The 22905-nt window shown below is 62.1% G+C and carries 19 protein-coding genes, 1 tRNA gene and 1 pseudogene; 17 read left to right on the forward strand and 4 right to left on the reverse strand.

The annotated features are described in order from the left end of the window. The coding region (locus tag RAD10_RS36785; protein ID WP_461621282.1) for a methyl-accepting chemotaxis protein at nt 1-765 on the forward strand (765 nt) is incomplete at its 5' end. A 181-nt stretch (nt 766-946) separates the two neighbouring features. On the opposite strand, the gene RAD10_RS36790 is transcribed toward RAD10_RS36785, so the two are convergent. Next, nucleotides 947-1318: a DUF3175 domain-containing protein gene (locus RAD10_RS36790; protein ID WP_461621283.1), complete on the reverse strand. Its 372-nt coding sequence runs from the start codon at nt 1316-1318 to the stop codon at nt 947-949. A 182-nt stretch (nt 1319-1500) separates the two neighbouring features. Between RAD10_RS36790 and RAD10_RS36795 the strand changes: the two genes are divergently transcribed. From RAD10_RS36795 to RAD10_RS36805, 3 genes are all read left to right on the forward strand, one after another. Further along, nucleotides 1501-2985: an MFS transporter gene (locus RAD10_RS36795; RefSeq protein ID WP_461621344.1), complete on the forward strand. Its 1485-nt coding sequence runs from the start codon at nt 1501-1503 to the stop codon at nt 2983-2985. 4 nt (nt 2986-2989) lie between these two features. Beyond that, nucleotides 2990-3808, forward strand: a complete 819-nt coding sequence (otsB, locus tag RAD10_RS36800) for a trehalose-phosphatase (RefSeq protein ID WP_091966438.1) — start codon at nt 2990-2992, stop codon at nt 3806-3808. A gap of 241 nt (nt 3809-4049) precedes the next feature. Continuing rightward, complete coding sequence (locus tag RAD10_RS36805; RefSeq protein WP_461621284.1) at nt 4050-5513, forward strand: trehalose-6-phosphate synthase; 1464 nt, start codon at nt 4050-4052, stop codon at nt 5511-5513. A gap of 187 nt (nt 5514-5700) precedes the next feature. On the opposite strand, the gene RAD10_RS36810 is transcribed toward RAD10_RS36805, so the two are convergent. Further along, nucleotides 5701-6042: a hypothetical protein gene (locus RAD10_RS36810; RefSeq protein ID WP_461621285.1), complete on the reverse strand. Its 342-nt coding sequence runs from the start codon at nt 6040-6042 to the stop codon at nt 5701-5703. Between the two features lie 193 nt (nt 6043-6235). On the opposite strand from RAD10_RS36810, the gene RAD10_RS36815 reads away from it, so the two are divergent. Further along, nucleotides 6236-6325, forward strand: a tRNA-Ser gene (locus RAD10_RS36815). Between the two features lie 118 nt (nt 6326-6443). Here the strand turns inward: RAD10_RS36815 and RAD10_RS36820 are convergent. Continuing rightward, nucleotides 6444-7136: pseudogene (locus tag RAD10_RS36820) on the reverse strand (amino acid ABC transporter permease); the annotation flags it as partial. 378 nt (nt 7137-7514) lie between these two features. Here RAD10_RS36820 and RAD10_RS36825 point away from each other — a divergent pair. Both RAD10_RS36825 and RAD10_RS36830 read left to right on the forward strand, forming a co-directional pair. After that, on the forward strand, nt 7515-8246 hold the full coding sequence (locus RAD10_RS36825; protein WP_461621286.1) for an amino acid ABC transporter ATP-binding protein: 732 nt from the start codon (nt 7515-7517) through the stop codon (nt 8244-8246). 150 nt (nt 8247-8396) lie between these two features. After that, nucleotides 8397-9182: an SDR family oxidoreductase gene (locus tag RAD10_RS36830; RefSeq protein ID WP_461621287.1), complete on the forward strand. Its 786-nt coding sequence runs from the start codon at nt 8397-8399 to the stop codon at nt 9180-9182. A gap of 648 nt (nt 9183-9830) precedes the next feature. On the opposite strand, the gene RAD10_RS36835 is transcribed toward RAD10_RS36830, so the two are convergent. Next, a complete protein-coding gene (locus tag RAD10_RS36835; RefSeq protein WP_461621288.1) occupies nt 9831-10379 on the reverse strand; it encodes a cupin domain-containing protein in 549 nt (182 codons plus the stop codon). Between the two features lie 154 nt (nt 10380-10533). Between RAD10_RS36835 and RAD10_RS36840 the strand changes: the two genes are divergently transcribed. The 10 genes from RAD10_RS36840 (at nt 10534) to RAD10_RS36885 (ending at nt 22896) form a co-directional block, all read left to right on the forward strand. Further along, nucleotides 10534-11988 carry an amidase gene (locus RAD10_RS36840; protein ID WP_461621289.1) on the forward strand — a complete coding sequence of 485 codons (1455 nt, stop codon included), beginning with the start codon at nt 10534-10536 and terminating at the stop codon, nt 11986-11988. A gap of 4 nt (nt 11989-11992) precedes the next feature. Next, nucleotides 11993-12907, forward strand: a complete 915-nt coding sequence (locus RAD10_RS36845) for an aminotransferase class IV (RefSeq protein ID WP_461621290.1) — start codon at nt 11993-11995, stop codon at nt 12905-12907. 871 nt (nt 12908-13778) lie between these two features. Further along, nucleotides 13779-14963 carry an ABC transporter substrate-binding protein gene (locus RAD10_RS36850; protein ID WP_461621291.1) on the forward strand — a complete coding sequence of 395 codons (1185 nt, stop codon included), beginning with the start codon at nt 13779-13781 and terminating at the stop codon, nt 14961-14963. A 12-nt stretch (nt 14964-14975) separates the two neighbouring features. Beyond that, nucleotides 14976-15848, forward strand: a complete 873-nt coding sequence (locus tag RAD10_RS36855) for a branched-chain amino acid ABC transporter permease (RefSeq protein ID WP_461621292.1) — start codon at nt 14976-14978, stop codon at nt 15846-15848. Nucleotides 15849-15866: 18 nt separating this feature from the next. Further along, nucleotides 15867-16877, forward strand: a complete 1011-nt coding sequence (locus RAD10_RS36860; protein ID WP_461621293.1) for a branched-chain amino acid ABC transporter permease — start codon at nt 15867-15869, stop codon at nt 16875-16877. After that, entirely contained in the window at nt 16874-17644 is a 771-nt protein-coding gene (locus RAD10_RS36865; RefSeq protein ID WP_461621294.1) for an ABC transporter ATP-binding protein, read from the forward strand. Before RAD10_RS36860 ends, RAD10_RS36865 begins: the two co-directional genes overlap by 4 nt. Further along, nucleotides 17637-18377: a branched-chain amino acid ABC transporter ATP-binding protein gene (locus RAD10_RS36870; RefSeq protein ID WP_461621295.1), complete on the forward strand. Its 741-nt coding sequence runs from the start codon at nt 17637-17639 to the stop codon at nt 18375-18377. Before RAD10_RS36865 ends, RAD10_RS36870 begins: the two co-directional genes overlap by 8 nt. 46 nt (nt 18378-18423) lie before the next feature. Further along, nucleotides 18424-19632: an aspartate transaminase gene (locus tag RAD10_RS36875; protein ID WP_461621345.1), complete on the forward strand. Its 1209-nt coding sequence runs from the start codon at nt 18424-18426 to the stop codon at nt 19630-19632. 78 nt (nt 19633-19710) lie between these two features. Continuing rightward, nucleotides 19711-20652, forward strand: coding sequence for a nitrogen assimilation transcriptional regulator NAC (gene nac, locus RAD10_RS36880; protein WP_461621296.1), 942 nt, complete (start codon nt 19711-19713; stop codon nt 20650-20652). A gap of 177 nt (nt 20653-20829) precedes the next feature. Next, nucleotides 20830-22896 carry a hydantoinase/oxoprolinase family protein gene (locus tag RAD10_RS36885; RefSeq protein ID WP_461621297.1) on the forward strand — a complete coding sequence of 689 codons (2067 nt, stop codon included), beginning with the start codon at nt 20830-20832 and terminating at the stop codon, nt 22894-22896. Nucleotides 22897-22905 lie beyond the last annotated feature (9 nt).

Here is a 22905-nt window from a genome sequence, read left to right on the forward strand (position 1 = left end):
CAGCTGGAATCGGCGGCCTCCACGCTGACTCGCACTGCCGAGACCACCCAGAGCCTGTCGAGCCAGGTCGCAGGCGTGTCCGAGCAGGCGTCCTCCAACATGCAGTCGGTCGCCACCGCGACGGAGGAGCTCTCCGCCTCGGTCGAGGAGATCGGCCGCCAGGTTCGCGACTCCAGCCGGATTGCGGAAGCCGCCGTCGTGCAGGCCAGGGAGACCGATGGCCGCATCGGCAAGCTGTCGCATGCCGCCCAGCAGATCGGCGAAGTCGTGAAACTGATCACCGCGATTGCCGAGCAGACCAATCTTCTCGCGCTCAATGCCACCATCGAGGCGGCGCGCGCCGGTGAAGCCGGTCGAGGGTTCGCCGTGGTTGCCAGCGAAGTGAAGTCGCTGGCGAGCCAGACCGCGAAGGCGACGGACGAGATTTCCTCGCACATCACGGGCATGCAGGGGGCCACCGCCGAATCGGTCGCCGCGATCAAGGAGATCGGCGCGACCATCGGCCAGATCTCGTCGATCTCGACCTCGATCGCGAGCGCGGTCGAGCAGCAGGGCGCGGCGACGCAGGAGATCGCCCGCAGCGTCCAGACCGTCGCCCAGGGCACCCAGACCGCGGCCACCGACATCGGTGAGGTCAACCGCGGCGCCGCCGAGACCGGCTCGGCCTCGGAGGAGGTGCTGCACTCGGCCAAGACGCTGTCATCCGAAAGCACCCGCCTCCGCGCCGAGCTCGACCGGTTCATGGGGAATATCCGGGCGGCGTAAGGCTGACTGCCGCGTCATACTCCTCTGTCGTCCCTGCGAACGCAGGGACCCATAACCCCAGGGAGAAGTTGGGACGCCAAGCTGATAACTCCGAGTCTTCGCAACACATCTTCCTGTGGTTATGGGTCCCGGATCTTCGCTTCGCTCGTCCGGGACGACATCGGAGTGATTGGTGCGAGAATCACTCCCTCCCGAACGCCCGCTTCAGTTCGAGCTTCGCCTTCTCCAATCGCGTACGCTGCGTCTTCGGCAAGGTCTTGCCGGCGCGGTTGATGTAGAAGGTCAGCATCGACAGCGCCGAGCGATAGGCGCCGGTCTTGCGGCGTGAGCTGTGCTCGGCGGATCGCTTCAGCGACGTCGCGATTCTCTTTGGGCTGGTCAGCTTGAACACGCCGCGCTTCAGGTCGAGCGCGTCGCTCTGCTTCGTCACGCGCTGCGACCAGCGCTTCGGCGCAGCGCGTTTCGCACTCGTCCGCACGGTGCCGCCCTTGGCGCTCGTCGTCCTGCGTGCGGCTGTTTTGCGGGATTGTGTCGTCTTTCTGACATGAGCCATGCGTCAACTCCTTGCAGCTCCATCGGAAACGGACGGTACGAAGGGCCGTTCCCGTGGGAACCCGGCCTCGCCGCAGACGTTGTCGCAGGTGGCAGGCGGAATGCCGCACCCCGATGATCGGATCGACCCCGTCCACATCATGTGAACCGGGGGCGCTTCCATTGATCAGACACAACAACCCGATGGAATTGCAGCAAAGCCCAGCGCCGAACTATGCTCCTGTGGTCGCGCCAGCCGCGGCCGATCGCATCGTCGAGACCAGTATCCCCGCGCGGCTCGACGCGCTGCCCTGGAGTGGCTTTCACACCCGCGTCGTGCTGGCGCTCGGCATCACCTGGATCCTCGACGGGCTCGAGGTGACGCTGGCCGGCGCGCTCTCCGGTGCGCTGAAGCAGAGCCCGTCGCTGCAATTCTCCAATCTCGATCTCGGTATTGCCAATTCCGCCTATCTCGCCGGCGCCGTGCTCGGTGCGCTCGGCTTCGGCTGGCTGACCGACCGCATCGGCCGCAAGAAGCTGTTCTTCATCACGCTGGCGCTCTATCTCTCGGCGACGGCCGCGACCGCGCTGTCATGGGATGTCGGAAGCTACGCGCTGTTTCGTTTCCTCACCGGCGCCGGCATCGGCGGCGAATACACCGCGATCAACTCGACCATCCAGGAGCTGGTGCCGGCGCGCTATCGCGGCTGGACCGATCTCGTCATCAACGGCAGCTTCTGGATCGGGGCCGCAATGGGCGCGGTGGCGTCCATCGTGCTGCTGGACCCTGCTGTGATCAGCCCCGATATCGGCTGGCGCCTGGCTTATCTCATCGGCGCGACCGTCGGTCTCGTCGTGCTCCTGATGCGGATGTGGATTCCGGAAAGTCCGCGCTGGCTGATGATCCATGGCCGCCCCGATCAGGCCCACGCGATCGTCGACGAGATCGAACGCTCGGTGATCGGACATGACCAGGATACGAGCGACAGGCGCTTCACGAAAATCCGGCTGAAGATGCGCGATCACACGCCGATCCGCGAGGTCGTGCACACGCTGTTCTCGGCATATCGCCAGCGCGCGCTGGTCGGCCTCGTGCTGATGAGCGCGCAGGCGTTCTTCTACAATGCCATCTTCTTCACCTTCGCGCTGGTGCTGACCGATTTCTACGGCATCAGCGCCGATCATGTCGGCTGGTACCTGCTCCCCTTCGCCGCCGGCAATTTCCTTGGTCCCCTGCTGCTCGGCCGGCTGTTCGATACGCTCGGACGCCGCATCATGATCATGTTCACCTATGGCGTGTCGGGCCTGTTGCTGGCGATCTCGGGCTATCTGTTCTCCATCGGCGTGCTCACCGCGCAGGGGCAGACCATCGCCTGGATGGTGATCTTCTTCTTCGCCTCGCCGGCCGCGAGCGCGGCCTATCTCACCGTCAGCGAGACCTTTCCGCTCGAAGTCCGCGCGCTGGCGATCGCGGTGTTCTACGCGGTCGGCACCGGCATCGGCGGCGTGATCGGGCCGGCGCTGTTCGGCGTATTGATCGACACGGGATCACGCACCAGCGTGTTCGCCGGCTATCTGCTGGGGTCATTCCTGATGATCGCAGCCGCGATCGTGGCGTGGCGCTATGCCGTCCCTGCGGAGCGCAAATCGCTCGAACAAATCGCGCGGCCGCTCGCCTTTATGGAGTAGACTGATGAAATCGGAACTTGCAGAAATGGCGTTGGACCAGAAGCGCACCATGCCGGACGACGAAGCACCCGATGCGGTGCCGGTGCCGCATGCGCTGGTGCCGCATCTCAACGAGACCGCAATACTGCTCGACATCGACGGCACGCTGCTCGACCTGATGCCGACGCCACGCGAAGTGTGGGTGCCGCCGGGCCTGTCGGACACGCTGAACCGGCTGACCGAGCGCACCTCCGGCGCGCTGGCGCTGGTCAGCGGCCGCTCGCTCAACGACATCGACCTGATCTTCGCACCCGATGTGTTCCGCGCCGTCGCCGGCCACGGCGCGGAGATGCGGCTGTCGATCGACAATGAGGCCGATGACGTGCACGCGCCGCCGCTGGACAAGGAGCTGAAGCGGCGCCTGGCCGCGATCGCCAAGCTTTCGCCCGGCATTCTGCTCGAGGACAAGGGTTATTCACTCGCGCTGCATTACCGCCTCGCGCCGCACGCGGAGAAAGCGATCTACGAATCGGTCTCGGTGATCCGCGCCGACCTGCCCAATGCGCCGATCGAAGTGCTTCCCGGCAAGTTCGTCTGCGAGATCAAGCATTCCGGATTCACCAAGGCGACCGGCGTGCGCGAACTGATGAAGCGGGAGCCGTTCAAGGGAAGGCGTCCGATCTTCATCGGTGATGATGTCACCGATGAAACCGTGTTCGCGATCATGCCCGACATGAACGGGCTTGCCTTCTCGGTCGGCCGCCGTGCCATGGGCGTGAATGGCCATTTCGACGCGCCGAGCGATGTGCGTGCGTTCCTTGCCCGCCTGCTCGACCCGAGGTGAAACAAAGGCAGCGCCATGTCGCGGACATGATGCTCTGGGAACGGCGTCGCCGCGCGCTGCGATGCGTGCTGCGCAACATGGCCGCACAGGCTGTCTTTGCAACGAAATCTAGGGTTCCCGAAGCGAAACCAGTTCCAACGCGCGTGCCCGATTTTGGTTTCAATTGGTTGAAACGATGATCAGGAACCATATTGATGAACGGCAGTTAAACGGGGTGGAATGAAACAGGAGGGGACGACCTGTGAACTTAGTCGTCGTTTCGAATCGCGTCGCCCGCGGCAAGCCTAACGAGCCCATGACGGGCGGCCTCGCGGCGGCCTTGTTGCCGGTTGTGGAACATTCGGGCGCGATCTGGGTGGGTTCTTCGGGCCGTGTGCGTGACGGCCATCAGAAGGAACCGTTCGCGGAGATCGAAGCGCTCGGATCGGGCGCGATTGCGACGTTGGACCTGCCGGCGGCGCATTACGGCGGCTATTATGAAGGCTTTGCCAATTCGGCGCTGTGGCCCGCGCTGCATTCGCGCAGCGATTTGATCCGCGTCTCGCGCGACGATTACGTCAGCTATCGCGAGGTCAACGCCTTCATGGCGCGCGCCTTGATGCGGTTCCGAAAAGCCAAGACCGCGTTCTGGGTGCAGGATTATCATTTCCTCGCGCTCGGCGCCGAACTGCGTGATCTCGGCGTCGACGATCCGATCGGCTTCTTCCTGCATACGCCGTGGCCGGTCGCCGCGGTGATGCAGGGCGTGCCCAATCATCGCGAGCTGATCACGGCAATGCTGGCCTACGATCTGCTCGGCTTCCAGACCGAGGAGGATTGCCAGAATTTTCTCAGCTATGTCGCGAGCGAGCTTGGCCTCGCCGTCGAGGATGGCGTTGCGATCTCGCAGCATGGCCGCACCCGCTGCGAGGTCTTCCCGATCGGAATCGATGCGGAGAAGTTCGCGCAATATGCGGCGAAATCGGCCTCGCATCCCGACGTGTCGCGGCTGCGGCGCAGCCTCAATGGCGAGCGCCTCGCGATCGGTGTCGACCGGCTCGACTATTCGAAGGGCCTCGTCAACCGCATCAGCGCGTTCGACCGGCTCTGGACCGAACAGCCGCAATTCTCGCGCAGCATCTCGCTGCTGCAGATCGCCAACCCCTCGCGCGGCGGCATCGAAGCCTATGGCAATCTGCAGAACGACGTCGCGCGCCTCGTCACCGACGTCAACGGCCGCCACGGCGAGGTCGACTGGACGCCGATCCGCTATTTGAACAAGGGCTTCAGCCAGGCGGTGCTCGCAGGGCTCTACCGGACCGCGCAGATCGGCGTGGTGACGCCGCTGCATGACGGCATGAACCTCGTCGCCAAGGAATATGTCGCCGCGCAAAACCCGGCCGATCCCGGCGTGCTGGTGCTGTCGAAATTCGCAGGCGCGGCCAACGAGCTCGACGCCGCGCTGGTCGTCAATCCGCACGACATCGACGGCATGGCCCGCGCTATCGCGATCGCCGCCGCGATGCCGCTCACCGAGCGCAAGATGCGCTGGGACGCGATGATGAAGAAGCTGCGCGGCCACACCATCCAGCAATGGTCGGCCGATTTCGTCGCCGAGCTCGAGAAGTGCCGGACGGAGAAGGCCGCGGTGGCGCCGCTCGCCACGCAGCCGCCGCAGGCACTGCGCTGGCTGAGGTCGGCGATCTCAGGCGTAAGGCTGATTTAGCTATCGAGAGCTTGCTCGACGCTCTTCCCCTCTCCCCTTGCGGGAGAGGGTGGCTCGCCGCATATGCGGCAAGACGGGTGAGGGGTTTCTCTCCTCGCGTAAATCTTCCGCAGCATACTTCGTTGATGCACACCCCTCATCCGGCGCTTCGCGCCACCTTCTCCCAAGGGGAGAAGGGAAGAGGACATCAATAGCAATACGACACGCCATCCAGGATCGCGCATTGTCGCTTGTTCGGCGCGTTGGGATCGTCCATCGGCACCATGCCCTTGCCCTGACCGACGAACACGCCGGGCCCGACATGCACCGAGCTCTTGTTGCCGATGATCACGCTCGGATGCGGCGAGGCGCTCGAGCGCGTGCCGTCCGGCCAGATGATGGCATCGCCCGACAGCACCCCGCGCCGGCCGTCGTTGCAGCTCACATCGACCCCTTGCCGGGTGCAGACCTGGGCGGCCGCCGGCACCGCGAAGGCGGAGCCAAGGGCCGAAATCAGGCTGACGGCGGCGATGGTGCTGCGGATGGTCATGGCGTCCCCGAGCGTGTTTGCTGTTCTCACGTGAATCGTCGCGCCAAACCCGTCACCGGTTCAGCTGGCAGGCCGGTCAGGGCATCTGACACGCCAGATATTATCCCGTAAATACAACATCTTACGGAAAATTCACCCGATTTACCCGCGATCTCTTGCAAAATCGTCGGCGCCCCTTCAAGAGAGGCGCTCCGGAGAGATGGCCGAGTGGCTTAAGGCGCACGCTTGGAAAGCGTGTGTGCGGGAAACCGTACCGTGGGTTCGAATCCCACTCTCTCCGCCATGATGCCTGAAATAATTGCTGAAATTCCGGTTTTTACCGATAATCCCCGGCCGAACCCCCGGCAGGGCGGCAAGTCGCGGACACGATTTGTACTGAGGGATTCAACTAGGCGGTAGCCCTCGAGCACGCGCATCCCGATCACTACGACCACGTTTACCAGAAGGTATAGAATGGTCGCCGCTGTGAACGCTTCGAAGACCTGGAATGAAAACTCCTGCATCGAGCGCGCTTGCCCGGTCAGTTCGAGCAGACCAATGGTGATCGCGACGGAGGTGTTCTTTATCGTACTTAGGAACTCGGAGGTCAGCGGCGGCAGGATGATGCGAAATGCGATGGGCAACAGGACATAGCGATAGCCCTGCACTGTAGTCAGCCCAAGCGCTGTCGCCGCCTGCCTTTGGCCGCGGGGCAGCGAGCTGATGCCGGCCTGAAGCTGCACCGCAACGCGCGCCGACATAAAGAAGCCGATGCCGATCGCGGCGGTCCAGAACGGCGCATTCGGCAGGTGCTTGAGCCACAATCCGGCGGACTTCGGCATAAGTTCCGGCAGGACGAAGAACCACAGGAATAGCTGCACCAAAATCGGGATGTTGCGGAAGAACTCGACGTAAGCGAAGCCTACCCAGTTAGCGCGCTGCGATGGCAGCGTGCGCATCACGCCGACGACAGCCCCTGTGACCAGCGCGATGAACCAGGCTAAGAGTGCCGTTTCGAGAGTGACCACCAATCCCGACAGCAACATATCCAGATAGGTGCCGGTCCCCAACGGATTTGGCTGGAAGAAGATCATCAAATTCCAGTTGTAGTTCACGATCCCCCCACGCCGACGGACATATTGCAACTGCTGCTTTCGTGCTGATCTACGATCGAGGGATGCGTTTCCTTTCGAAAAGACCCATCACCTCCAAGTCGAGCTTTCGCGCCGCGTCGAAGAGCAGGTGCCCCAGAGCCCGGTCGGCGCGACGCGTATTCCGTCGCGCAGCCGACGCCGCCTTACCGCCGTCAGAACTTTGAACTCGTGGCCTTTCGCGGCGGAAGTCTCAATCCGTGAAATCCAAGTTCGTCCGCGCTCCCGAGCGCCACCCGAATCACTTGTAGTCGTCCGGACTTGGAGAATCAGACGGCTTGGCGAACTCGTTCTTCAGCTCCGTCGATATCGGCGTCTTGCCATCATTCGATAGAGCCAATCATGATCGAGATCAGAAACGTCGATAAATGGTACGGCACCGCCTTTCAGGTGCTCAAGAATTGCACGACGACCGTCGCCAAGGGCGAGGTGGTCGTGGTCTGCGGTCCCTCCGGTTCGGGAAAATCCACGCTGATCAAGTGCGTCAACGCCCTGGAGCCGTTCCAGGGCGGCGACATCATAATCGATGGAACGATGGTGAATGATGCCAAGACCAACCTGCCGAAACTCCGATCGCGCGTCGGCATGGTGTTCCAGCATTTCGAACTGTTTCCTCACCTCAAGATCATCGACAATCTCTGCCTGGCTCAGGTGAAGGTGCTGGCCAGGCCGCATGAAAAGGCGGTGATGAAGGGTATGGCTCTGCTAGATCGTGTCGGCCTGAAGGAGCACGCGCAGAAATTTCCGGCGCAACTCTCCGGCGGTCAGCAGCAGCGCGTGGCTATCGCACGCGCGCTGGCAATGGATCCAATCGCCATGCTGTTCGACGAGCCGACCTCTGCGCTTGATCCTGAGATGATCAGCGAAGTGCTCGACGTCATGGTGGACCTCGCGCGTGATGGTATGACCATGATGGTGGTGACCCATGAAATGGGATTTGCCCGAAAGGTAGCCAACCGAGTGATCTTCATGGATCGCGGTGAAATCGTCGAAGACGCGGACAAGGTTGACTTCTTTGGTCAGCCGCGGAGCGATCGCGCGCAGAAATTTCTGTCGAAGATACTGTCTCACTGATCGAGCAATTTTGGCTGTGAATTTGCGCACCAAGCTTGCATGCGTTCCTGTCGCGGGTTCGGCGTCTGCCGCGATTGCTGGGTCAGATCGTCCGGCGAACATTGGCTCAACTTTTCAAACCAACATCAACCAAGCCGAAGGATTATCGAAATGGATTTGGGACTTGCGGGAAAAACTGCACTCATCTTGGGCGCCGGCGGTGGCCTCGGCGGTGCGATCGCGAGCGCCTTGGCTCATGAGGGTGTTCGCGTGGCGCTCGGCGATATTGATGCGGCGGCTCTCGAGCAGCGGAGTGCCGCGATCTTGCGCGAGAACGGTGCAAGCCTGGCGCTGCCCTGGAATCTTGCCGATCTTTCGGCCATCGAACGGAACGTCAGTGCAATCGAGAAGACATTCGGCCCGGTGGACATTCTCGTCAACAACACCGGTGGCCCGCCGCCGACGCCTGCTGCCGGTCAAGACCCGGGGCTTTGGTCGTCCAACTTCCATTCCATGGTGCTCTCGGTTGTTGCCTTGACTGACAGGGTTCTACCAGGCATGCGCGCGCGAAAATGGGGCCGGGTGATCACCAGCACCTCCTCGGGCGTCGTCTCGCCGATTCCGAACCTCGGCATTTCGAACGCGCTGCGGCTGTCGCTTGTCGGATGGTCGAAAACTCTCGCTCGGGAAGTTGGAAACGACGGCATTACAGCGAACATCGTGTTGCCTGGCCGCATTGCAACCAGTCGGATCCGCTTCCTGGACGAAACCAAAGCGAAGAAGGAGGGGCGGAGTATCGACAAAGTCACCGAAGAGAGCGTGGCGTCGATTCCTCTTGGTCGTTACGGCCGGCCTGAAGAATATGCCGACGTCGTTACGTTCTTGGCGAGTGATCGAGCCAGCTACATCACGGGAAGCGTCATTCGCATTGACGGCGGCTTGATCGCAAGCATATGACGATCAGGTAAGCGGGAGTTGGCAATGACCATGGACGCTCCGAATCGTGGGGTCCGAAATGTTGCGATCTGGTCGCCCGACAAGCAAGGGACAACGCGCCCGACCATCACAAGGTTCGCGTTTTGCAGAACCCGTGACGTCACCGCCGCGCTCATTCATACGCCGCACCACGCTGCGTCCCGAAACTGCGAATAAGGCATTTTTGGCGATGAAAGGGTCTATTGGTAGAGAGAGATTTCGCCGGAGACAAAATGCCGCTTTCCAGTAGCTTAGAACGTAGGTTTTGGTCCACGTAACTCGGAAATGCTTTATCTTTCAACGGGGATTGACTGACACTCTCTCCGCCAGCATTTCTGATGTCTGATCCCGGATTGTCATTTGGCGCTGCCCGCAGAGCTCGAGCCACTCCCCGCCACCATATAAACTGCTACATCAACCATCCCGGCGCCAGTCTGCAATCTTGCTCGCCAGCTTTTGGTACTCCAGGCCCATCTCCACGGTGATCCATATCGCCCAGGTCAATGGGCGCGAAGACGGGGGGAAGCACGCGCCTTCTCAAGTCGTAAACGAAACAATGCGTTCCTCGGTCAGAGGGACAACCCGGTCGCTTCACAAGAGGTTGTGCAGTCGAAATCCCGATGGCGAAGCTCAATATGTCGGTGGAGTGACGGCACTGATGATCTCACAGCTCTCCTTGCCGACGTTTCGGAATCGGTGGGGCAGATTGCTGTCGAAGTAGAAACCATCTCCGGTTTGCAAAATTTCAGTCTTGCCGTCGACGGTCAGCTCGATCGCACCCCGCACGATCACTCCGGCCTCTTGGGCCGCGTGCATGATAGGCTGCTGAGCTCCTGCGCCAGGTGCGTAGCTTTCGTGGCAAACGAGGAGCTGTCTGTTCGGATGGCTCAGTCCCAACATCCGATAGGAGATGTTTTCGCCATTTCCGATCTCGATGAAGTCGGCAGCACGGTAAAAGGGCTTGTACGCCAGTTGGGGCTTCAGGTCGGAGAAAAAAACGATCAGTGTTGTGCCGAGGGCGTCGAGTATGGCGTTCAATGTGTCGATCGACGGGCTGATCTTGTCGCGCTCAATCAGCGAAATCGTCGAGTGCGAAGTACCTGATCGTACGGCGATCTCTCTGACACCAAGCTTTCGTCGCAGCCTCAGCTCTCGAAGTTTTGCACCGATCTTGGGCACGTCAGATCTCCATTCCGCAGTGTGTGGCCTGTCTAGAATAATAGACGACCCAGCCGCATACCATTGTCATCTGCCGGGTTGTGGGCGGGCATCGAAGTATCCCCGCTGCTTGGTGTCGGCAGCAAAAAAATGCGCGATCAGGAGCGGATTGAACATGCATCGCCCCGAGTTGCTGACTTTCTCGGCCGAAAAGCTTGCTCAAGGCTTCCGGTCTCGCACGTTCTCGCCAGTTGAAGTCTTGGGCGCGATCGAGCGATATACGGCGCAGGTCAACCCTCAGGTCAATGCATTCCTGTCGCTGAACTTTGAAGAAGCGCACGAGCAGGCGCGCGCTTCGGAAAAGAGATGGACCGAGCAACGCGCGATCGGTCCGTTGGACGGCGTACCCGTTTCAGTGAAAGACCATATCTCTGTCGCCGGTTGGGTATCGCGGAATGGGACGGTGATAACCGACGGCAAGGCGAGGGCTTCGTTCGACGCTCCCGCAGCGGCGCGCCTCCGTGAGGCCGGCGCTGTTCTGTTCGCCAAGACCACCATGCCTGAATACGGCTGGAAGGGTGCAGGTAACTCACGGTTGACGGGAGTGACACGCAATCCATGGAATCTCCGCAAGACACCAGGAGGCAGCAGCAGCGGTGCCGCGGCGGCTGTGGCAAGCGGGCTCGGGCCATTGGCGGCGGGCTCCGATGGTGGCGGCTCCATTAGAATCCCATGCTCGTATTCGGGCCTGTTTGGACTGAAACCGAGCGGCGGCAGAGTGCCGCATTGGCCCAGTAGCGTACACCAGACCATGACGCATGTGGGACCAATGGCCCGAAATGTGACCGATGCCGCGCTGATGCTTCAGGTTTTGGCCCAACCGGACGCCCGCGATTGGTACGCACTGCCGCCTGGGGATGTCGATTATTTTGGCGCGCTCAAGTCGGCACCTGACAACGTACGGATCGGCTATACGCGCGACATGGGCTTTGTGAAGGTTGACTCAGAAGTCTTGAAGGTTGTCGACCACGTGGTGGATCATCTCCGGCGGGAAGGTCTGGCGATCGAGGATTGTGCCTTCGATCTTGGCGATCCGACGCCGACGTTCGATGTGCTGTTTCAATCTCAAATGGCCGCTGCTGTCAGAGACTTCACCGATGCGCAGCTGGCCTTGCTCGATCCTGGTCTGCAAGGTCTCATTGCCAAGGGACGGAAAGTCGAGGCAGCCGAGTACGTTGCTGCTGTCATGGAGCGCGTGAAGTTTGGGAGCAGAGCGAAGCAGTTTTCGCAGGCCTGTCCCATTCTCCTTTCCCCTGTGTGTTGCACCACGGCCTTCGACGCCGATCTTTCGGTACCTCCTGGCTTCTCCGAGGATGATCACATGCGATCGTTCCTCACTCACCCCTTCAACCTGAGTGTGCAACCGGCAGCGAGCGTGCCGATCGGCGTCGCATCCGACGGCCTCCCCGTCGGATTGCAGATAGTCGGGCCAATGTTTCGCGACGATCTGGTTCTCCAGGTCGCAAAGAGGGTTGAAGACGTTCTTGCTCTTGATGATTGGCCGGCAATCTGGGCGCCTTCGTCGGTTCAGTTTCGGTGCTACGCGCTGACCAGATGGGTGGGAGAATAATTCGATGAATGCTGACGACGAGAAGAAGGCCATCAAAGGGGTGGCCTTCATGGACGGGAGTTGGGTGCCGCTGGCCGAAGCCGCCGTACCTGTTCTAGACCGCGGCTTTCTTCGATCCGATGCAACCTATGACGTTGCGCACGTGTGGAAGGGACGCTTCTTCAGGCTCAAGGATCACGTCGAGCGCTTTCAGGCTTCTATGGCGGGCTTCCGCTTGTCGATTCCGTATTCGGCGGGGCAAATCGGCGACATCATGATGGAGTGCGTGGCTCGCGCACAGCTTCGAGACGCGTTTGTGTTGGTTGCATGCACGCGAGGCCTGCCGCAGCCGGGCACGCGCGACCCTCGACTCTGCCGCAATCGACTTTATGCGTTCGCACAGCCGTTTGTATGGGTCGCCGATGAGCAGCAGCGAAAGGATGGCTTCCACATGATGGTCGCGAAGACCATGCGCATCCCGATGGAATCGCTGGATCAGCGTCTGAAGAACTTTCACTGGCACGACCTCACGATGAGCCTCTTCGAGGCCTACGATCGCGGGGGGAATGTTTCCGTGCTCTTGGATGCGAACGGCAATGTTACCGAGGGGCCTGGTTTCAACGTCTTTATCGTCAAGAACGGTACGGTTGTTACGCCCGACTATGGCCTATTCGAAGGCATTACCCGCCGTACAGTGATCGAGATTGCGGCCGATCTGCAAATGCGCTGTGAGGTGCGCGACGTGCGCGTCGAGGAGTTGAGCGAAGCGGATGAGATCTTCACCAGCACCACGGCTGGCGGCATCACCCCTGTGTCCTACCTTGAAGGGAGGCCGATTGGTGATGGACGGCCAGGTCCGTTCACTCAGCGGATTCTCGATATCTACTGGCGGCTTCACGATGACGACGCTCTATCGACTCCGATAGTCTATCAGACCTAGTAGGAGCAAATGATGAGACCCTCTGACACCGGCCAGTGAGGAATGACAAAGCTCGCCCGTGGTCAAGCGCCTCTTCAGCGAAAACGTCAAGCTGGGCGCATTGAATTCACGGACACAAAATTTCTCGCGTCTGTCGTGACCGTTTCAAAACATGCGCGCGCGGGCAAAGGCGGAGATCGGCTCGTTCCAGCTTGTGTGGTTGGACGAAGCGCATGCGGTAACCCCATTGCGCGTTCAGACCTCTGCACAACTGCTTTCGACCAATCTGGAGCGCAATCAGGTGATTCGCTGCTGCACCAGGCAGCGAAATCCCATTTCAGGCCGTAGCTCAAGTGGTGGGTTTGGGTCTAGAAAGCTCAAAAATGCCTTATCCTTCAATGAGGATTGACTGACACTCTCTCCGCCATTTGCACGATTTTCCGCGCCAAACTACGACTTTCCGCGACACCGTGCGCCCGATGGCATCACATCGGCTGCCCGCACGGGGTGTCGCTCGTGCTGGTTCGATGACGGCTGAGCCGACGCGGGCAGCCGTGCGCGTCGACTGTTACGAGGTCGCGCCGCTGCCACACATCGATCATCGGCCCTGGTTTTTGCAATCCGGACCTCGAGGGTGGCTGGTCCGTGCGTCCGAAACTGCCGAGTGCGTTCGCCCTCGCGCGCCACTTGCATATCGAGCGTGGCAAACCGACGGAGCGCAGGCAGCGCCGCCATAAGAATTCGCTATGGCGGCAGACCGCAGTCGTGCTTCCCCCGACGAGTGACGTAAATCTATTTTTTTACCGTCAGCCGCAGCAAAAATTCCAACGGTAAGAGCCAAAAAAAGCGGCGGAGTTGGCAAAGGCGATCTGCAACAGCACGGGAGAGGGACATGACGATCGAGTTGAGCCGGCGGGGATTTTGCATTGGAACGGCGCTGATCGGAGTTCAGGCCATCTCTTCCGGTGCCTTCGCTCGAACCGAGGACGGCACCGTCAAGCTCGGTCTCGTCGCGCCGATGAGCGGGCCGAATGCCCGCTACGGTGCTTTCTCGCTGCGCGGCGCCCAGATGGCGGCGAAGGAGATCACGGCGGCCGGTGGTATCGGCGGACGCAAGATCAATATCCTCCCCGGTGACAGCCAGGGCACCCCGGTTGAGGGTGTCTCGGCGACCAAGCGGCTGATCGACCAGGACCAGGTCGACTTCATCATCGGCGACGTCTCGAGTTCCGTAACATTGGCGATGCAGCCGGTGGCCGAGGATGCCGGGGTGCTTCTGCTCAATGCCGCATCGTCGAACCCGAAGATCACCTACAAGGCCGGCGTCGGCGGCTTCAAATGGACCTATCGCAACTATCCGACCGACGAGAACCGCGCTCTCATCGTGCTGCAATATGCCGCCGAGAAGAAGGGCTTTACCAAATACGCCGTGCTGTCGGTCGACAGCGACTATGGACGTGCGGCGATCGAGTTCACCAAGAAGTATCTGCCGCGCTTCAAGAGCCAGATCCTGACCGAAGACTACTACAAGGAGGGCGAGGTGGATTTCCGCAGCGTGCTCTCCAAGATCCGCGATTCCGGCGCCCAGGCGATCATCATGTACGGCAACGCCGACTCCACGCCGATCGTGGGACGGCAGATGATGGAGGTCGGGATCGCCGGCAAGATCCCGCTGATCGGCAATGCCGAGTTCAATACCGAGAAGACCATCAAGGCTGCGCCGAAGGCGCTCGAAGGCGCGATCGAGGCGGCGGCCTGGCTGCCGGCCTACGAGTCCGAAAAGAGCAAGGCCTTTGTCGAGAAGTTCACCGCCGAGTTCCGCGAAGCGCCGAACAACCACGCCTATGTGCATTGGGAGACCGTGCACCTCCTGGCCAAGGCGATCGAGCAGGCGCAGAGCATCGATCGGGAGAAGGTTCGCGCCGCGCTCTCCAGCATCCACTATGCGAGCGCGGTCGGCGATGTCACCTTCGACGATCACAATCAGGCGCGCTTGCCGATGATCCTGCTCGAAATCGAGAATGGCAAGCCGGCCATCAAGGGCGCCTATTCGGCCGAGATCGACTATCCCAAATAGGGCGACACGCACATGTTCTACACGGTCATCGAGCAGGTCGTTAACGGCATCGTATCCGGATCGGTCTATGCGATCGTTGCCGTCGGCATGACGATGATCTTCGGCGTGCTGCGCGCCATCAACTTCGCCCACGGCGAATACTACATGCTCGGTACCTTCGGGGCCTGGTTTGCGATCGAGTATTTCGATCTACCCTATCCGGTGGCGGTCGTGATCGGCGTGATAGCGACGGCAGTGATCGCCGTCGTCGTCGGCAATATCGTGATGCAGCGCATCGTCGGCGCGCCGGCAGAGGCCGGCGTGCTCGCGACGCTCGGTGTCGCGCTGATCCTGCAGAACACGGTGATCCTGGTGTTCGGCGGCAGCTACAAATTCTTCTCGGGCGGTTACATCGAGCCGGTGACGCTGTTCGGCTTCACGTTGGCCGAACAGCGCATCCTGATCATCATCGTCGGCCTCATCGTGTTCGTCGGCCTCGAGCTGATGGTGACCTACAGTCGGATCGGCAAGGCGATGCGTGCGGTGTCGCAGAACATCGAGTGCTGCGCGGTGGTCGGCATCGACGTCCGCCACGTCGCATTGTGGACGTTCATCCTCGGTGCCGGCCTTGCGGGGTTATCAGGCGTGCTCACCGCGCCGGTGAATGTCAGCGTCTATGGCGGCATGGGCGAGCTCATCACCTTCAAGACGCTGCCGATCATCATCATGGGCGGGCTCGGCAATGTCCGCGGCACCTTCGTTGCGGCGATGATTCTGGGCATCGCGGAGAGCCTGGTTGCGACCTATGTCGGGCTGCAGTTCCGCGACACCGTGGGGTTTGCGACCCTGATGCTGGTGCTGATGTGGCGTCCGCATGGGCTGTTCTCCGCGCAGGCGCGCTTCTGATCGCAGGGATGTGACACCTTGACCGAGATCGTCCGAGACCAGACCGTGACACCAGCCGAACGCAAAGCTGCGACGAGACCGGATCTGCGCCTGCCGTTTGGACTCGCGCTTGCAGCGCTGGCCTGCGCCGCGCCGCTGTTCCTCGGCAACTATCCGCTGCACGCGATCATCATCGCGCTGATCTTCCTGCTACCGGCGCATGGCCTCAACCTGCTGCTCGGCTACACGGGGCTGTTGTCGCTAGCGCAGGCGGCGTTCTTCGGCATCGGCGCCTATGCCTCGGCGCTGCTGGCGGTGCATTTCGGCACGCCGTTCTACCTGAACTTCCTCGCCGCCGGGCTTGTCACCGGCGCGATCGCGCTGCCGCTCGGCATTCCCGCGCTGCGGCTGCGTTCGACCTCGTTCGTCATGTGCACGCTCGGCTTCGTCATCATCGGCCAGGCGATCGCGAAAAACTGGATCAGCCTGACGCGCGGCGACATGGGGCTGGCGGCGGTGCCAAAACCCTACTTCGCGCTGGGGCCGGCCTCGTTCACGGTCTCCGGCACCGTCGGATTCTACTACCTGGTGCTCGTCGTCGCGGCGCTGGCGACACTTGCGGTCTACCTGATCGTGCGCTCACCGGCCGGCCGCAACATGATCGCCATCCGCGAGAACGAGACGCTGGCCGAATCCGTAGGGATACCCACCTTGCACTACAAGCTGGTCGTGTTCATGATCAGCGCGATCTTCGCCGGGCTCGGCGGTAGCCTCTATGCGCATTACCTCACGGTGGTCAGCCCGCTGACCTTCCAGATGTACTATTCGACGACGATGCTGATCATCGTGCTCGGCGGCGGCGCGGGGACCATCTCGGGCGTCATCTTCGGCAGCCTGCTGTTCGTTGGCCTCACCGAGGCGCTGCGCGTCGCGCCGGAGCTGCGCATGATTGCCTACGGCTTCTTCCTGCTCGCCCTCGTGTTCTACTTCCCGAACGGGTTCGCGCCGTTGATCGGTCGCTTCTGGTCATTCCTCGAGAGGCGCAAATGAGCGGGCTGCCGATCCTCGACATTTCCGGCCTCTGCAAATCCTACGGCGCCGTGCGCGCGGTCGACGGGATCGACCTGCACGTCAATCGTGGCGAGATCTGCGGGCTGATCGGGCCTAACGGCTCCGGAAAATCCACCTTCTTCGACTGCGTCACCGGGCTTGCCAAGCCAAGCGCAGGGGCGGTCAAGCTCGACGGTCAGGACATCACGGGTTGGTCGCTGAACGATATCGCACGCGAAGGGCGCATGCTGCGCTCGTTCCAGAAGACGGTGGTGTTTTCGGCGCTCGATATCGAGGAGAACCTCGTCATCGCCGGCCAGATGTTCACCTTTCCCGGGATCTGGTCGACCTTCGGCATCGGCGCCGCCGCGCGCAATCGCGTCGCGGCCCTGCGAGAGCGGGCCCGCGAGCTGATCAAGATCGCCGGTCTTTGGGATGTGCGCTTCCAGCCTGCGGGAAAACTCTCCGGCGGACAGCAAAAGCTGATCCAGTTCGCTTCGATGCTGATGCCGGAGCCGAAGCTCATCCTGCTCGACGAGCCCATGGCCGGCATCAATCCAAAACTGATCGAGCGTGTGGTCGATAGCATTCGTCTTGCCAACACTTCGTTTGGCGTCAGCTTCCTGGTCATCGAGCACAACATCGATGTTGTCACAAGTCTCTGCAAGCGCGTGGTCGTGCTCGACCAGGGCCGCAAGCTCGCGGAGGGAACACCGGACGAGATCGTCCAGAACCAGGCGGTGCGGGAGGCCTATCTCGGTGGCTGAACCCTCTCTCTCGATCAAGGGCCTGCGCGCGGGCTACGGCTCGCTCGATATCCTCAACGGCGTCGATCTCGACGTGCCGCAGGGCCAGTTTGTCGCGCTGATGGGCCCGAACGGCGCCGGCAAGTCGACGCTGCTCAAGACGCTCTATGGCATGACCACCGTCAAGGGCGGCAGCATCAACTGGCAGGGCAAGGACATCAGCGGGCTGAAGTCGCGCGCGATCCTGGCAGAAGGTATTTCGTGGGTACCGCAGGGACGCTGCAATTTTCCGGTCATGACAGTCGACGAGAATCTGCAAATGGCCGCCTACACGCTGCGCGACAGCATGGTGAAGGCGGAGCGCGACTATGTCTACGATCTCTTCCCAATCCTGAAGACGCGGCGCAACACGCTGGCGGGCAACATGTCCGGCGGCGAGCAGCAATTGTTGGAGGTCGCGATGGCGGTGCTGCAGCGGCCAAAGATCCTGCTCGTCGACGAACCCTCGGTAGGATTGTCGCCGACCGCAATCGGCATCGTGTTCGAGGAGCTCTCGCGCATCAACGCGGCCGGCCAGACCATTCTGCTGGTCGAGCAGAACACCAAGAAGGCCATGCAGGTCGCCCAGCGCGCCGTCATCCTGCGGCTCGGCAAGGTGATCTGGGACGGCCGGCCCGCCGACATTACTCATGACGAGCTCGGCGAGCTCTTCCTTACCGGCCGCATGCGCGGTGAGACCGACGTCGAACATTGAGAGAGGCGCCCGCTTGGCGGGCGCAGACAACACAGGGATGACCACAGTGACAATCTTCGTGCCGGCCGCGCGCGTCTCGCGCATCAAGATATCTCCGACCACGGCGGCCTCCGCGCGGGTGCGCGAGCTGAAGGCCGCCGGCCGCGACATCGTCGATATGGCGATCGGCGAACCCGACTTCGACACGCCTGATGACGTCAAGGCGGCCGCGCATGCGGCGATCGATCGCGGTGAAACCAAATATACCGCCGTCAACGGCACCGTGGCGCTGCGCAAGGGTATTATTGCCGACTACAAGCGGCGCCTTGGTCTGGACTATGCCGACAACGAGATCTGCGTCGGCGGCGGCGCCAAGCAGATCCTGTTCCTCGCGCTGATGGCGAGCGTGGAGGAGGGGGCCGAAGTCATCATTCCCGCGCCCTATTGGGTGTCCTATCCCGACATGGTCATCGCCAATGACGGCAAGCCCGTGATCGTCCGCTGCTCGGAGAACCAGGGCTTCAAGCTGACGCCGGAAGCGCTGGAGGCTGCGATCACGCCGAAGACGCGCTGGCTGGTCCTCAATGCGCCGTCGAACCCGACCGGCGCGGCCTATTCGCGCAGCGACCTCGAGGCGCTCGGTGCCGTGCTGCTGCGCCATCCCAACGTGCTCGTGCTCTCGGACGACATCTACGACCAGATCTGGTATCGCGACGAGCCGGCGACGACGCTTGCCGCCGCGGTGCCGGCCTTGAAGGATCGCATCCTGCTCACCAACGGCGTGTCCAAGACCTACGCCATGACCGGATGGCGGATCGGCTATGCCGCAGGGCCAGCAGCGTTGGTTTCGGCTATCAACAAGCTGCAATCGCAGATGTCGTCCTGCCCGTCGTCGATCAGCCAGGCTGCCGCGGCCCACGCGCTGATCAGCGACCAGTCCTTCGTGCGCGACAGCGTCAAGCTCTACAAGGAGCGCCGCGACTATGCCTGTGCGCGCCTGAATGCGATCCCGGGCCTGTCGTGCCTGGTGCCTGACGGCGCCTTCTACCTCTATCCCGGCTGCGCCGGTGTGATCGGCAAGACCACGCCTGAGGGCAAGGTGATCGAGAACGATCTCGACTTTGTGCTGTATCTGCTCGACGGCGTCGGCGTCGCCGCCGTGCAGGGCGCGGCTTACGGGCTTTCGCCGTATTTCCGCCTGTCGATTGCGACCTCGATGGTGGCGATCAAGGACGCCTGCGACCGCATCGAGCAGGCCTGCCGGGCTCTGCGCTGAGAAACCGATTGAAATCAACGGGCTAGATAAGGGATAGTGCCGGCCAGGAGCGCATTTCCAGAGCAGCATTCGATCCTCATGAGCGTCGATTTCAGGAAGCTGAAGAGCTTCGTCAAGGTGGTCGATGCCGGCAGCGTCTCGCGCGCCGCCGGCCTGTTGCGCACGGCGCAACCGGCGCTCTCCCAGCAGATCGCGGCGCTGGAGAGCCACTTCAAGCACAAGCTGCTGTTGCGCAGCAACCACGGCATCGTCCCGACCGAAGCCGGACTGATCCTCTATCGCCATGCGCAATTGCTGCTGAAACAGATCGAGCAGGCGCAGATCGACATCGACCAATCGACCAAGGCGTTGGCCGGGCGGGTGTCGATTGGCTTGGCGACCTATTCGGCGTCGAGCACGCTGTCGCTGCCGATCTTGAAAGAGATGTCGACGCTGCATCCGCAGATCATCGTCCACATCAACGACAGCTTCGGTCACGTGCTGAGCGAGCTGATCATGACCGGCAAGATGGACATGGCCATGATCTACGGCTCCGGTCCGATCAAGGGCGTCAAGCTGCAGCCTTTGTTTCGCGAGGAACTCTATCTCGTCTCGCGCGCCGAGACGCCTGCGAAGAAGCCGACCGACGAGCCGCTGCCGCTGTCGGCGCTGGCCGACGTCAAGCTGCTGCTGCCGAGCCAGGGGCATTTCCTGCGCCGCCTGATCGACGAATCGCTGGCGCGGGCGCGGGTGACGCCGAACGTCGCCTCCGAGATCGAATCCGTCTCTGCACTCGGCGCGGCCGTGACCGAAGGGCTCGGCTCGACCATCCTGCCGGCCTCGGTCGCCGCCGCCAGCGCGTCGAGTTTTGCCGGTGTCGAGGTGCGGCGGCTCGTGCGCCCCGCCATCGAGGCGACCGTCTCGCTGTGCGTTTCCGATCATCTGCCACTGTCGGAGCCCGCGCTCGCCACGCGCTCGGTGCTTCTGACCGTCGTCGAGAAGCTGATGCGCAGCCACCCGCAGGGTATCCGGGCGGTCTGAGCAACACGGCTGGCGGCCTCGGCCGTTCTACTGTGCATTTGTTTTCGCGATTTTATGTTGGCGCTGCGTGCCGGTTTCGTCAGGCCATAAACAAAACCTATGGCGGCAGACCGGAGTTATGGTGGTCGCGTGGAGGCGCATTTCCTACCCTCGAAGACAATCGCTCCGAGGAAACAGATGGCCAAGCTCGCATTCGATACCGGTGGCACCTTTACCGATTTCGCGCTGCTCGACGACAAGGGCGAACTGCATCTCCACAAGGTCCTGAGCACGCCGGCCAACCCAGCCGAGGCCGTGGTTCGCGGCGTGTCCGAACTGCTGGCGGAATTCGGCGACGTCGTCGATCTCGATCATCTTCAGGTGCTCGGCGCGACCACCGTCGTCACCAATGCGGTGCTGGAGCGCAAGGGCGTTAAGACCGGCTTCATCTCGACCGCCGGTTTCCAGGACATGCTGCGGATTCGTAATGAGGGACGTTACGATCTCTACGATCTGAACTTGAAATATCCCGACCCGCTCGTGACGCGGGCCAACAGCTTTGGCGCGGTCGAGCGGATGTCGGCTGACGGTGAGGTCATCACCGCGCTGGAGGAGGACACGGTCCGCGAGATCGCTGGCCGGTTGCGCGAGGAGGGCATCACGTCCGTCGCCGTTTGTCTGCTGCACGCCTACAAATACCCTGGCCATGAACAGCGCATCGCCGCGCTGCTCCGCGAAGAGCATCCCGGTATCTTCGTGTCGCTGTCCTCGGAGGTCTGCCCGGAGGTCCGCGAGTTCGACCGCGCCTCGACCACCGTCGTGAACGCCTATACGCGGCCGCAGATGTCCGGCCATGTCGCCCATCTTGAACGCGAATTCGCGGCCAAGGGCATCAATCGCCAGGTGCTCTGGATGACCTCGTCGGGCGGCCTCGTGCCGAGCAGCCGCGCCGCGGAGTTGCCGGTGCGCCTGATCGAATCGGGTCCGGCCGCCGGCGCCGTCGCCGCCGCCGAGTTCGGCCGCATCGCTGGCGAAGGCAGCGTACTGTCATTCGACATGGGCGGCACCACCGCAAAGCTGTGTCTGATCCCGAACGGTGAGCCGACGGTCGGCACCGACCTCGAAGTCGCGCACTATCATCGCTTCCGCAAGGGCTCAGGCTTTCCGCTGAAGATCCAGTCGATCCGCATGATCGAGATCGGCGCCGGTGGCGGCTCGATCGCGGCCAAGAATCCGCTCGGCCTGCTCGACGTCGGCCCGCGTTCGGCAGGCGCGCTGCCAGGGCCGGCCGCGTATCAGCGCGGCGGCACCGAACCGACCGTGACCGATGCCGACATTCTTCTTGGCTATATGGGTACCGAATCCTTCGTCGGCGGCTCGTTCAAGGTGTCGAAGGATGCCGCGCTTACGGCGATGACGAAGCTCGCAGCATCGCTCGACGTCAGCGTACCTCGCTGCGCCTTCGGCATCCACGATCTCGTCAATGAATCCATGAGCAAGGCGGCCGCGGTGCATGCGACCGATCTTGGCGTCGATCCGCGCAGCCTGCCGATGGTCGCCTTCGGCGGCGCCGGCCCCGTGCATGCTTATGGCATCGCGCGCAAGCTCGGCATCAAGCGTATCATCTGCCCGACCGGCGCCGGCGTGACGTCGGCGATCGGCCTGTTGATTGCGCCGGTCGCGGTCGATCTCTCCGCGAGCTTCCCGATGCAGGTCGACAATTGGGATTTCGAGACGATGGATCGCCTGCTCGGCGATCTCTCCGCGCAAGGTGCGGAAGTCGTCCGTGCTGCCGGCGTCGCACCGGAGACGATTGTGAACAGCTATACGGTCGACATGCGCCATGTCGGTCAGGGCCACGAGATAACGGTAGCGTTGCCCGATCGCAGCCTGCCGCGCGATAAGTTCTTCGAGGAGCTGCTCGGCAATTTCTACAAGCTCTATCGCGAACTGTTCGGCCGCACCGTCGCGGGCTCGTCGGTCGAGGTGATCACCTGGCGCCTGCGCTCCAGTGGCGAGAAGGATCAGGTGACCCGGCCGCACACGCGCCATGCTGCCGAGGCGAAGAAAGGCACGCGCGCGGTCTATTTCAGCGAGCGCGGCGGCTTCGTCGAAACGCCGGTTTACGATCACTACAAGCTGCCCGCGGACGCGGCGATCCAGGGACCTGCCATCGTCGAACAGCGAGAATCGACTGCCGTCGTCGGCCCGAGCGGTACGGCGCATGTCGACATCAACGGTAATCTCGTGATCAACATCGCCTAAGGACGACGC

It is taken from the genome of Bradyrhizobium sp. 23AC (genome assembly GCF_054863025.1).